Source organism: Pseudomonas sp. Lz4W, from assembly GCF_000346225.2.
Lineage (GTDB): Bacteria > Pseudomonadota > Gammaproteobacteria > Pseudomonadales > Pseudomonadaceae > Aquipseudomonas > Aquipseudomonas paraversuta.
Genome location: NZ_CP017432.1, coordinates 3,903,360 through 3,915,935, shown reverse-complemented (window position 1 = coordinate 3,915,935; position 12,576 = coordinate 3,903,360). Strand labels below are relative to the sequence as shown.

Here is a 12,576-nt window from a genome sequence, read left to right as displayed (position 1 = left end):
TGGTAAAACCCCGCTGGACTGGCTTGAAGGTGGTAATTCAGGTGAACGCGCATGAGTGACTTGCAGTTGGACGACGTTAAAACTGACGAAAACTCGGCCATGGTGTTGCTGGTAGACGATCAGGCGATGATCGGCGAAGCCGTACGTCGCGGGCTGGCGCTGGAGCAGAACATAGATTTCCATTTCTGTGCCGATCCCCATCAGGCCATTGCCCAGGCGATCCGCATCAAGCCGACGGTGATCCTGCAGGATCTGGTCATGCCGGGGCTTGATGGCTTGACCTTGGTGCGCGAATACCGCAACCACCCGGCCACGCAGAATATCCCGATCATCGTGCTTTCCACCAAAGAAGACCCGTTGATCAAAAGTGCGGCCTTCGCGGCCGGGGCCAATGACTATCTGGTGAAACTGCCCGATAACATTGAGCTGGTGGCCCGTATTCGCTACCACTCGCGCTCTTACATGACGTTGTTGCAACGTGATGCTGCATACCGGGCGTTGCGGGTCAGTCAGCAGCAATTGCTGGATACCAATCTGGTATTGCAGCGGCTGATGAACTCCGACGGCCTGACCGGGCTGTCCAATCGCCGGCATTTCGATGAGTACCTGGAGCTGGAGTGGCGCCGCGCCTTGCGTGAGCAGACCCAGCTGTCCTTGTTGATGATCGACGTCGACTATTTCAAGTCCTATAACGATAGCTTCGGTCATCTGGATGGCGACGAAGCATTGCGCAAAGTGGCCGCGGCCATTCGCGATGCCAGTAGCCGTCCTTCCGACTTGCCGGCCCGCTATGGGGGTGAAGAGTTTGCCATTGTGTTGCCCAACACCTCCCAGGGCGGTGCCCGGCTGGTGGCGGAAAAACTGCGCCAGGCGGTGCAGGGGCTAATAATCCCGCATATATCGCCTGCTCCCGGCAGCAGCCTGACCATCAGCATTGGTCTGGCTACCCTTACCCCGCAGCAGGGCGGCACCTGCCGTGAGCTGATTTCCGCAGCGGACAAAGGGCTGTACCTGGCCAAGAACAACGGTCGTAACCAGGTAGGAATCTCGTAGCCGCTGCCGCAGGCTGCCAAGGGTTGCGTAGCAACCCGTTTCCTTGAGGCCTCCCGCGGCCTCGTCGCAGCCCGACAGCGACTACAGATGATCCAGAGCTGAATTCATCGAGCCTTAACCCCGCCAGACGGGCTGCTGATACGGGCTGTTTCCGGTATACTCCCCGGCTTTGTAAAAATCGCCTACGAGTGCCGCCAGCCATGGAAATCAACCCGATCCTTAACAGCATCAAGGACCTGTCAGAGCGCTCCGAAACTATTCGGGGGTATCTTTGACTACGATCAAAAGCATGAGCGTCTGACCGAAGTCAATCGCGAGCTTGAAGATCCGAGTGTCTGGAACAACCCTTCGTACGCCCAGGAGCTGGGGCGCGAGCGCTCCCTGCTGGCGCAGATCGTTGAAACCCTCGATGAGATGCACACAGGTCTGGCCGATGCCAAAGACTTGCTGCTGATGTCCGCCGAGGAAGAAGATCAGGCCGCTGTCGATGACGTCGCCGCAGAAGTCGAGCGTCTGCGCGAAGCCCTTGAAAAACTCGAATTCCGCCGCATGTTCAGTGGTGAGATGGACGCCAACAACGCTTACCTGGACATTCAGGCAGGCTCTGGCGGTACCGAAGCGCAAGACTGGGCCAATATCCTGTTGCGGATGTATTTGCGCTGGGCCGACAAGCGCGGCTTCGATGCCACCATCATGGAACTGTCTGCAGGTGAAGTGGCCGGGATCAAAGGCGCAACTGTACACATCAAGGGCGAATACGCATTTGGTTGGTTGCGCACCGAGATTGGCGTCCATCGTCTGGTCCGTAAAAGCCCCTACGATTCGGGCAACCGTCGTCATACCTCGTTCTCGGCCGTATTCGTATCGCCGGAAATCGACGACAACATCGAAATCGACATCAACCCGTCAGACCTGCGGATCGATACCTATCGTTCCTCCGGTGCCGGTGGTCAGCACGTAAACACCACCGACTCGGCCGTTCGTATTACCCACGTTCCGAGCAACACCGTAGTGTGCTGCCAGAACGAACGATCCCAGCATGCGAACAAAGACACCGCGATGAAAATGTTGCGGGCGCGTCTTTACGAGCAGGAAGTGCAGAAGCGTAATGCTGCCTCCCAGGCCCTGGAAGATACCAAGTCGGATATCGGCTGGGGACACCAGATCCGCTCGTACGTACTCGACGCCTCGCGGATCAAGGATTTGCGTACCAACATCGAGCGCAGCGATTGCGACAAGGTACTCGACGGCGATATCGACGAATACCTGATTGCCAGCCTGAAACAAGGGCTGTAAGTCGCGCAACAACACGTAAAGTGCGCAGCCGGTGCGATGCCTTCAAGGCGCGCCAAAGCCCGCTTCCCCCTGTCGCAAGGCGGGGGCAACGAACCTGTGATGGAATTTTTTAAGACATGAGCGACCAACAACTCGACCCGCAAGACCTGCAACAGGAAGAAAATACCCTGATCGCCCTGCGCAAGGAAAAACTTGCAGCCGAGCGCGCCAAGGGCAATGCCTTCCCGAATGACTTCCGTCGCGACAACTACTGCGCCGATCTGCAGAAGAAGTACGCCGACAAGACCAAGGAAGAGCTGGCTGAAGCCGGTATTCCGGTCAAGGTTGCCGGTCGCATCATGCTTAACCGTGGCTCGTTCATGGTGATCCAGGACATGACCGGGCGCATCCAGGTCTACGTCAACCGCAAGACCCTGCCGGAAGAAACCCTGGCCGCCGTGAAGACCTGGGACCTGGGCGACATCATTGCCGCCGAAGGCACCCTGGCCCGTTCCGGCAAAGGCGACCTGTACGTTGAAATGACCAATGTGCGCCTGCTGACCAAATCCCTGCGCCCGCTGCCGGACAAGCACCACGGTCTGACCGACACCGAGCAGCGCTACCGCCAGCGTTACGTTGACCTGATCGTCAACGAAGAAGTGCGCCACACCTTCCGTGTGCGTTCCCAGGTGATTGCGCACATTCGCAGCTTCCTGATGCAGCGCGACTTCCTTGAAGTGGAAACGCCGATGCTGCAAACCATCCCGGGTGGTGCAGCGGCCAAGCCGTTCGAGACCCATCACAACGCTCTGGACATGGACATGTTCCTGCGCATCGCGCCTGAACTGTTCCTCAAGCGTCTGGTGGTTGGCGGTTTTGAAAAAGTGTTCGAGATCAACCGCAACTTCCGTAACGAAGGTGTCTCGACTCGTCACAACCCAGAATTCACCATGCTGGAGTTCTACCAGGCTTACGCCGATTACGAAGACAACATGGACCTGACCGAAGAGCTGTTCCGTGAACTGGCTCAGCTGGTTCTCGGGACTACCGACGTGCCGTACGGCGACAAGGTGTTCCACTTCGGCGAGCCGTTCGTGCGTCTGTCGGTGTTCGACTCGATTCTCAAGTACAACCCCGAGCTGACCGCCGATGACCTGAACGACATCGACAAGGCTCGCGCCATTGCCAAGAAAGCCGGGGCCAAGGTGCTGGGCTTTGAAGGTCTGGGCAAGCTGCAGGTAATGATTTTCGAAGAGCTGGTCGAGCACAAGCTGGAACAGCCGCACTTCATTACCCAGTACCCGTTCGAAGTGTCGCCGCTGGCACGTCGTAACGACGACAACCCGAACGTGACTGACCGTTTTGAACTGTTTATCGGTGGCCGTGAAATCGCCAACGCTTACTCCGAGCTCAACGATGCAGAAGACCAGGCCGAGCGCTTCATGGCCCAGGTAGCTGACAAGGACGCGGGCGATGACGAAGCCATGCACTACGACGCCGACTTCGTACGCGCACTGGAATACGGCATGCCGCCGACTGCCGGTGAAGGTATTGGCATTGACCGTCTGGTGATGCTGTTGACCAACTCACCGTCGATTCGCGATGTCATCCTGTTCCCGCACATGCGGCCACAGGCGTAACGCTAGAAAATAAAAAGCCGCCGACTGAGGCGGCTTTTTATTGCCTGACACCCGGTGATGCGCCGATTCTGGGAGCTGGCTTGCCAGCGATGCAGGGAACATGGTTTTTAGTTGATGTAATCGCCGGCAAACCGGCCCCACAGCCAACCAGTCTCGTCAGTGGCACCATTGTCTTCAACACAAGGAGTCTTTCGTGAACCTAGCCAGGGCTCAAGAAGGGGCGGCGCATGTCGCTACGGCGGTAGCCGAAAGTGTTCAGTATCAAGGGCGCAAGGCCAGTCGCCACGGCAGTGAGCAGCGCCGCCAGCAGATTCTCGATGCGGCCATGCGCATTGTTGTGCGTGACGGCGTGCGTGGCGTGCGGCACCGGGCGGTTGCGGCTGAAGCAGGGGTGCCGTTGTCGGCGACCACCTATTACTTCAAAGACATCGATGACCTGCTTAATGACACCTTCGCCCAATATGTCGAACGCAGCGCAGCCTTTATGGCCAAGCTGTGGCTGAGCACTGAAGGCCAACTGCGTGAACTGGTGGCCTATGGCGATGGCAGCCCGCAATCTCGCGCGCAACTGGCCGATGAAATCGCCCGCATGGCCGCCCACTATATCCAGCACCAGTTGCTTACCCGTCGCGAGCACCTCATGGCGGAACAGGCTTTCCTCCAGGCGGCGTTGCTCAACCCGCGCCTGGCGGTTCTGGTCAGGGCTCATCAACAGATTTTATGGCAGGGTACGTGCCAGATATTACAGGTGCTGGGCTCGAAACAACCGCAGCAGGACGCCAATGTCTTGACGGCGATAATCGGTCGGATGGAATATCAGGACCTGCTTAACGGTGCGCAGCCAGAGGCCGATGCTGGCCGACTCGCTACTCTCACGCGTTACATGCACTTGGTACTGGCCGCTCTATAGAAGGATGCAGGCATGAAAGCTTGGCGCGTAATGCTTATGGCACTGTCGTTTTTAATGTTGAACGGTTGTCTGGTGACCTTTAACGAGGCACCGCTGGTGGCCGAGACAGCGCCCCGGCAGTTGCTGGGAAAATGGGTCAGCAAGGATGCCTGGGGGCAGGCGCGCAACCTGTTGATCAGCGCCATCGACAAACAACACTATCAGGCAGTGGTCTACCCCGCGGGTGAGCCCAAGGCCCAGGAACGCTACAGGTTCATCGTCGCTCGTCATGGCAGCCGCTGGTACGCATCGGCCGCGCTGCCGGCAAAGCTGGGTGGCCACTACACACTGAGCGGTTTTGAACTGACCGACAGCAATGAACTGGTGGTCTACGATCTTGATCTGGACCAGATCAAACAGGCCATTGGCCAGTCGGCGCTGAGCGGTGACGCCATCGAAACTGCCGAGGGCCCCGGCGCATTGATCAACAGCCCGTCGGCCAAGGTCTTTGCCTACCTGGATGATCCGGCCAACTCCGACGTATTCGTGGAAGCTGCCCGCTATCAACGTGTGGTCAAGTAACCCAACATTCAGCCCATTCAAGGAGCACCGGGTGGACGACTACCAGCGCACGATTCGCACATTGTCAGACCGTATCGTACTGGCGCAAACACCGATCCGCGTACTGGATGCGGTGAAGTGGGACGACAGCATCCGTCAGGGTTTCTTCAAGGCCAAGGGCAAGGAAATGCCGGCGGTCAATCGCGACTATTACCTGGGGCGGCCGCTGTCCTTTGACTCCGGGGCGGTAAAGCTGGAGTTCCAGAACATCGAGCGCGATATCACCCGCCAGCTGGGGCAATTCAACCCGGTCGGGCAGATCATGCGCCGCATGTGCAAAGAGTACCGCATGGTGGTGCGCATGCTCGAAGCCCGTGGCACTGAAGACTTCGGGCTGATTTCCCAGGAACTGTACGGGGCTGCGTCCGACGCCTTCCATGCCGGCGACCCGACGCTGGCCGATCTGGGGCTGATGATGTCCGATTACCTGGACAACATCGACGGGCGCGGCGACCTCAAGGACGAAGCCAAGACCCTGACCGCCAAAGATGCCGTGGGCCTGCTGCAAAGTCGCTTGAACAAGGTGTTTGGCGAGGCCGAGGAAACCATCCGGGTATTCGAGTCCGACGGTATTGTTGCGGACGCCGCGGCGGGGGCGGATTACATCAAGATTCGCGCCGACGCGATGTTCAACGAGCGCGACGTGCGGGCGCTGGAGGTGCATGAGGGGCTGGTGCATGTGGGCACTACGCTCAACGGGCAGAACCAGCCGATATGCACCTTCCTCGCCAAAGGCCCGCCATCCTCGACGGTGACCCAGGAAGGCCTGGCGATCTTGATGGAAATCATCACCTTTGCCTCCTACCCGAGCCGCCTGCGCAAACTGACCAATCGCACCCGCGCTATCCATATGGTGGAAGAGGGCGCCGACTTCATGCAGGTTTACGAGTTCTTCCGTGAGCAAGGCTTTGAAATGTCGCAAAGCTATGGCAATGCCAGTCGGGTTTTCCGCGGCTCGGTGCCAAATGGCCTGCCATTTACCAAAGACTTGTCCTACCTCAAGGGCTTCATCATGGTTTACAACTACATTCAGCTGGCCGTGCGTAAAGGCAAGCTGGAGCAAGTACCGTTGTTGTTCTGTGGCAAGACCACCCTGGAAGACATGCGAACCCTGCGCCAACTGGTGGATGAAGGCCTGGTGGTAGCGCCCAAGTACCTGCCCGAACAGTTCCGTGACATGAACGCACTGGCGGCCTGGATGTGCTTCTCCAACTTCCTCAACCATCTGAGCCTGGACCGGATTGAAGCGGATTACTCCAACATCCTGTAACCCTTGAACAGCCGGTAGTCGCTGACCCAGGCTGCGAAGGAGTGCGAAGCAATCCGTTATTCTGAAAACCATACGCACGGACCTCATCGCGGCCTTGGGCAGCGACTACAAATGGTGACTTGTTAGATGAAAATCCTGGCTGCCCTCTGCCTGCTGTTGACCCTCAGCGGATGCAGCTCATTGCTGTTCTACCCCGAACCTGGCCAGCCGATTACGCCAACTGCCGCGGGTTTGAAATATCGTGATGTAACCCTCACCGCCGCCGATGGCACGCGCCTGCATGGTTGGTGGCTGCCCGCCAAAGCCGGGGTGCCGCTCAAGGGCACGGTGCTGCACCTGCATGGAAATGGCGGCAACCTGGCCTATCACCTGGGCGCCACTGCCTGGTTGCCCGAGCAGGGTTATCAGGTGTTGATGCTCGATTATCGCGGCTACGGCCTGTCCGCGGGCGAGCCCGGTTTGCCTGCGATCTATCAGGACATCGACGCCGCTTTCGAGTGGTTGCAGCAACAACCCGAAACCCGGGGTCAGCCACTGATCGTGCTGGGGCAAAGCCTGGGCGGGGCGATGGGTGTGCATTACCTGAGCCGGCACCCTGAGCAGCGGGCCCGGATCAAGGCCATGGTGCTCGATGGAGTACCGGCCAGCTATCGCGAAGTGGGGAAATTTGCATTGAGCACTTCGTGGCTGACCTGGCCCCTGCAAGTCCCTTTGTCATGGCTGGTGCCCGACGCAGACAGCGCCGTGTATGCCATGCCGGAAATGGGCGGGGTACCGATGCTGATCTTCCACAGCATGGATGACCCGATCGTGCCGCTTTCCAATGGTCTGCGACTGTATCAAGCTGCGCCCCCGCCCAAGGTGTTGCAACTGACGCGCGGCGGCCATGTACAGACGTTTGCCGACCCGACCTGGCGTCAAGTGATGCTGCGTTACCTGGATGACCCGCAACACTTCAATGGCGTACGGCGCTTGGGCGAAATCCCCAATTACCCCGCCTCACCCGATTCGATTAATGCTGCAGAGAGCCCGCAATGAGTGAAGAACGCAACGCCATCCCCCTGATCATTACCGGTATTTGCACCATCATCGGCACCGTGGGAGCCCTGTGGTACTACGGTTACCTGCACTTTGCAAAACCCGAAGACGCACTGCTGCTCAGCGACTTCACCATGCTCAAGACTATCCCCGGGGAGGACTACAAGGTGTCGCTGACGCCGGCCAATCAGGTGGCGCAGTGCATCGATGGCATCGTCGTACTGTTCGACACCGAGCAAAAAGGTCTGACCGGGGTGCTGGTCAACAACAAGAAACAAGCGGTGCACTGTCTGGTCCAGAAGGCCCTGCAACCCTAAGAGCGAGCGCTTGAACAGCCCGCTCCTGCAGGATTGCAGTTGCTCACAAAAAAGCCCCGCCTGATTGCTCAGGCGGGGCTTTTTATTTGCGCTTACAGACTTACTTCATCGACGAGCGCGGAGCTACCGGCTGGTTGTCGTTGGAGATGGTCACTTCAACCCGGCGGTTCTGGGCACGGCCCGAGTTGCTGTTGTTGTCAGCCACCGGATATTCCTTGCCGTAGCCCTGGGCGACGATGCGCGTAGGATCTACCCCGGCACGCACCAGCGCCGCCTTGACGGCGTTTGCACGACGTTCAGACAGGTTCTGGTTGTACGAAGCCGAACCCTTGCTGTCGGTATAACCTTCAACAATCACCTTGCGGTCCGGGTTTTTGATCAGGTAGTTGGACAGTGTGGTGATGCTGTCACGGCTGTTGGGCTTGAGGCTTGCCTTGTCGAAATCAAACAGCACGTCACCGAAGGTCACCAGAGTGCCGCGTTCGGTCTGCTTGGCGTTCATGCCTTGCAGTTGCTTGATCTGCGCATCACGGGCGTCCAGCAGTGCTTGAGAACGGGCCGCTGCGGAGTTGTTCAACTGGTTTTCAGCAGTACGCAACGCAATGGTCTGCTTGGCCACTTCAACCCGCTGGTTGGTCAGATAGGCCAGCTGGTCCACTTTGCTGTCATCCTCTTTGTCCATGTAGGCCTTTTGCGCCTTGTCCAGCCATTCGCTGGCATCCTTGGTTTCCAGCGCGGCTACCTTGGTGGCTTGCGGGTTGGCCTGCAGGGCCGAGAAATTGGTCTGGGCATTTTCCAGGTTGACGTTCGGCTGGTGGGAGCATGCAGCCAGGCCAACGCTTAGAGCCAGCAGGGCGGGGATCAGTACTTGATTACGCATAATGTTTGTCCTTTATATCGATTAGGAATGCTGTGTCTGGGCCAGAGGCAAAAAGGGGCAGCGCTTATTGAACGCTGCGCATACCTTCCTGACGCAGTTCCTGGACGGCTTTCTGAGCATCCTGTACGGCCTTCTCGGCTTTTGCGGCCTGGGCTTTGCGCTCTGCTACGCGGGCATCCCATTCCGCTTGTTCAGACAGACGACGGGCGTCTTTGTAGTTCTTGTCATGCATGGCCATCTCGGCCTGCTTGAGCTTGTCCTGTGCCGACTTCATTTCTACCGGAGCGTATTCAGTGCCACCAGCGCTTACGGCGTTGTTGACCGCCGCCTGGGTCACTGCGTACTGCTCCGACGGAGGATTGCCAGCGCAACCGGCCAGAACGAAGCTGGCACCGAGTGCCAGCGCGGCCAGTTTTAGCCCGCGCAGGCGAGGCGAGTTGGTTTTGACAGTGCGGGTCATCATGGTCTTCGACTCCATTGGGAAGCTCCTTATAAAAATCAAGTTCCATCACGACTAAGGCATCACACGGGAGTGTTGGAACACAGGTGCAAGAGGTGATGGTTATTGGCTGTGACCCGAACGATTTTTGAATAGTTCAAATTAAATGGTGGCGCATTGCCTAAAAAATTCTGACCGTTTGGTCAGGCGTTTTTTGCAGGCTTTGGTACTGGATCTCTTGTCAAAAGCAGTCCTCGCAACGCACTCTTGGGCAGGAGCTGGTCCCCGGAATCTGCTGGAGAAATTGCTGATGACCGATATTGATGCACGCTTGCGCGATGATGTTCACCTGCTGGGTGAGCTGTTGGGAAATACCATTCGTGACCAGTACGGCGAAGCATTTCTCGCCAAGATCGAGCGTATCCGCCAAGGGGCCAAGGATGACCGGCGCGGCACCACGGGCGAGGAGCTGAGTGCCATTCTGGATGCCCTGGGCGACGATGAAGTTCTCCCCGTTGCGCGGGCGTTCAACCAGTTTCTGAACCTGGCGAACATCGCCGAGCAATACCAGCTGATTCACCGTCGCGAAGAAGGCCAGCCACAACCGTTCGAGTCGCTGGTGCTGCCCACCTTGCTGACCCGGCTGCTGGACGAAGGGCATGACCCTGACACCCTGGCGCGGCAAATCGGCCGTCTCGACATCGAGCTGGTGCTCACGGCCCATCCCACTGAAGTCACGCGCCGTACCCTGATCCAGAAGTACGATGCCATTGCCGAACAACTCGCAGCCCAGGACCATCGCGACCTGACCCAGGCCGAAAAGTCCCGGATCGAGCAGCGTCTGCAACGCTTGATAGCCGAGGCCTGGCACACCGAAGAAATCCGCCGTACCCGACCCACCCCGGTGGACGAGGCCAAGTGGGGCTTCGCGGTCATTGAGCACTCCTTGTGGCAAGCCGTGCCGCATATGCTGCGCAACGCCGATCAGGCGCTGCACACGGCCACTGGCCTGCATTTGCCTTTGGAAGCAGCGCCTGTGCGTTTTGCTTCCTGGATGGGCGGCGACCGTGACGGCAACCCCAATGTCACCGCCAGTGTGACTCGCGAAGTGCTGTTGCTGGCGCGCTGGATGGCGGCTGACCTGTACCTGCGTGATATCGACAAACTGGCCGCCGATCTGTCGATGCAGCAAGCCACTGCCGAACTGCTGGCGGTAGCGGGGGATGGCGCCGAACCGTATCGCGCGGTCCTCAAGCAGTTGCGTGAGCGGCTGCGGGCGACCCGCAACTGGGCGCATAACGCCTTGAGCAGCGCCCAGCCTGCACCGGACGGGGTGTTGCAGGACAACCGCGATCTGCTGGCACCGTTGCAACTGTGCTACCAGTCGTTGCATGCCTGCGGCATGGGGGTAATTGCCGACGGGCCGCTACTTGATTGCCTGCGTCGTGCGGTGACGTTTGGCTTGTTTCTGGTGCGCCTCGATGTACGCCAGGATGCGGCCCGCCACGCCTCGGCCATGACTGAAATCACCGATTATCTGGGCCTGGGCCGCTATGAAGACTGGGACGAAGATGCACGTCTGACCTTCCTCAACCGCGAACTGGCCAACCGTCGACCGCTGTTGCCGGGTTACTTCAAACCCGGGGCCGACACCGCCGAAGTGCTGGCCACCTGTCGCGAAGTGGCTGCAGCACCGCAGGCTTCGCTGGGCTCCTATGTAATCTCGATGGCGGGGGCTGCCTCTGACGTGCTGGCGGTGCAACTGCTGCTTAAAGAAGCAGGGCTGGAGCGCCCGATGCGCGTGGTGCCGTTGTTCGAAACCCTGGCCGACCTCGACAATGCAGGGCCGGTGATCGAACGCCTGCTGCTGTTGCCGGGGTACCGCGCACGCCTGCATGGCCCGCAGGAAGTGATGATCGGTTATTCCGATTCGGCCAAGGATGCGGGCACCACCGCAGCGGCCTGGGCGCAATATCGGGCCCAGGAAAAACTGGTCAATATCTGCCGCGAGCAAGAGGTTGAACTGTTGTTGTTCCATGGTCGCGGTGGCACCGTGGGCCGTGGCGGCGGTCCTGCCCATGCGGCGATTCTGTCGCAGCCGCCGGGCTCTGTGGCGGGGCGATTCCGCACCACCGAGCAGGGCGAAATGATTCGCTTCAAGTTCGGTTTGCCGGACATCGCCGAGCAAAATCTCAACCTCTATCTGGCTGCAGTGCTGGAAGCCACTTTACTGCCGCCGCCGTTGCCCGAGCCGGGCTGGCGGGTGCTGATGGACGAGCTGGCTGGCGATGGGGTCGAGGCTTACCGCGCAGTGGTGCGGGACAATCCGCAGTTCGTCGAATACTTCCGCCAGTCCACCCCCGAGCAGGAGCTGGGCCGCTTGCCGCTGGGCAGTCGTCCGGCCAAGCGCCGGGCAGGGGGGATTGAAAGCCTGCGTGCCATTCCGTGGATTTTTGGCTGGACCCAGACCCGTCTGATGTTGCCCGCATGGCTGGGTTGGGAGACCGCATTGAGCCGGGCGCTGGAACGGGGGGAGGGCGAACAGCTGGCACAAATGCGCGAGCAGTGGCCGTTCTTTCGGACCCGTATCGACATGCTGGAAATGGTCCTGGCCAAGGCCGATGCCGACATCGCACGGCTCTATGACGAGCGTCTGGTAGATCAGGAACTACTGCCATTGGGTGCGCATTTGCGCGACTTATTGTCGCAGGCGTGTTCGGTGGTGCTAGGTTTGACCGGTCAATCGCAATTGATGGCGCACAGCCCGGACACTCTGGAGTTCATCCGTTTGCGCAACACCTACCTGGATCCCCTTCATCTATTGCAGGCAGAACTTCTGGCCCGTTCAAGGCGCCAGCAAGCGGCCCAGGACAGCCCTCTGGAACAAGCGTTGCTGGTAACTGTGGCCGGGATTGCTGCCGGCTTGCGTAACACCGGTTAAGCCAAAAGCAAGACTGGTTGTCGTGCAACGGGCCCGGGAGCGCTGAAGATTTGCTGCGGATCCCCGGGCTCGAACGACACTTTATTGTAGGGTTGCGAGCTGCGACACCTGGCCGCAAGTGCGCGTTTGCTAGAGATTATTCCTGGTTTGGCCTGCTTGTGTGGGCCGGGCCTGCTGTGTATCTTGATCAGCCCTTGGCCGTTTTGACGGCCA

The 12,576-nt window shown here is 59.1% G+C and carries 11 protein-coding genes; 9 read left to right on the top strand and 2 right to left on the bottom strand.

Annotated elements, in window-relative coordinates:
- Window positions 1–51: 51 nt before the first annotated feature.
- The 8 genes from B195_RS17900 to B195_RS17865 all read left to right on the top strand — a co-directional run bounded on the left by B195_RS17900 (window position 52) and on the right by B195_RS17865 (window position 8,103).
- The gene (locus tag B195_RS17900) at window positions 52–1,053 is read left to right on the top strand and encodes a PleD family two-component system response regulator (RefSeq protein ID WP_003440323.1); all 1,002 of its coding nucleotides are present in this window, start codon (window positions 52–54) and stop codon (window positions 1,051–1,053) included.
- 200 nt (window positions 1,054–1,253) lie between these two features.
- Window positions 1,254–2,349 (top strand): peptide chain release factor 2 gene (gene prfB, locus B195_RS17895; RefSeq protein ID WP_100917176.1). Its coding sequence is split into 2 segments (ribosomal slippage): window positions 1,254–1,325 and window positions 1,327–2,349, totalling 1,095 coding nucleotides; the frame shifts between segments, so codons are not numbered across the junction.
- A 116-nt stretch (window positions 2,350–2,465) separates the two neighbouring features.
- On the top strand, window positions 2,466–3,968 hold the full coding sequence (lysS, locus tag B195_RS17890) for a lysine--tRNA ligase (RefSeq protein WP_003440329.1): 1,503 nt from the start codon (window positions 2,466–2,468) through the stop codon (window positions 3,966–3,968).
- Between the two features lie 193 nt (window positions 3,969–4,161).
- Window positions 4,162–4,878, top strand: a complete 717-nt coding sequence (locus B195_RS17885; protein ID WP_003440331.1) for a TetR/AcrR family transcriptional regulator — start codon at window positions 4,162–4,164, stop codon at window positions 4,876–4,878.
- 12 nt (window positions 4,879–4,890) lie between these two features.
- Complete coding sequence (locus B195_RS17880) at window positions 4,891–5,439, top strand: hypothetical protein (protein ID WP_003440333.1); 549 nt, start codon at window positions 4,891–4,893, stop codon at window positions 5,437–5,439.
- 31 nt (window positions 5,440–5,470) lie between these two features.
- Entirely contained in the window at window positions 5,471–6,748 is a 1,278-nt protein-coding gene (locus B195_RS17875; protein ID WP_003440336.1) for a flavohemoglobin expression-modulating QEGLA motif protein, read from the top strand.
- Window positions 6,749–6,874: 126 nt separating this feature from the next.
- Window positions 6,875–7,786 carry an alpha/beta hydrolase gene (locus B195_RS17870; protein ID WP_003440338.1) on the top strand — a complete coding sequence of 304 codons (912 nt, stop codon included), beginning with the start codon at window positions 6,875–6,877 and terminating at the stop codon, window positions 7,784–7,786.
- Window positions 7,783–8,103 carry a hypothetical protein gene (locus B195_RS17865; protein WP_003440340.1) on the top strand — a complete coding sequence of 107 codons (321 nt, stop codon included), beginning with the start codon at window positions 7,783–7,785 and terminating at the stop codon, window positions 8,101–8,103. The genes B195_RS17870 and B195_RS17865 overlap by 4 nt, the downstream gene beginning before the upstream one ends.
- A gap of 100 nt (window positions 8,104–8,203) precedes the next feature.
- Here B195_RS17865 and B195_RS17860 read toward each other — a convergent pair whose 3' ends face one another.
- Together B195_RS17860 and B195_RS17855 are read right to left on the bottom strand one after the other, a co-directional pair.
- Window positions 8,204–8,983, bottom strand: coding sequence for an OmpA family protein (locus B195_RS17860; RefSeq protein ID WP_003440342.1), 780 nt, complete (start codon window positions 8,981–8,983; stop codon window positions 8,204–8,206).
- A 64-nt stretch (window positions 8,984–9,047) separates the two neighbouring features.
- Window positions 9,048–9,461, bottom strand: a complete 414-nt coding sequence (locus B195_RS17855; protein ID WP_003440344.1) for a DUF4398 domain-containing protein — start codon at window positions 9,459–9,461, stop codon at window positions 9,048–9,050.
- 271 nt (window positions 9,462–9,732) lie between these two features.
- Between B195_RS17855 and ppc the strand changes: the two genes are divergently transcribed.
- Window positions 9,733–12,363 (top strand): phosphoenolpyruvate carboxylase, encoded by a 2,631-nt coding sequence (ppc, locus tag B195_RS17850; protein ID WP_003440346.1) that lies wholly within the window; start codon window positions 9,733–9,735, stop codon window positions 12,361–12,363.
- The last annotated feature ends 213 nt before the right edge of the window (window positions 12,364–12,576 follow it).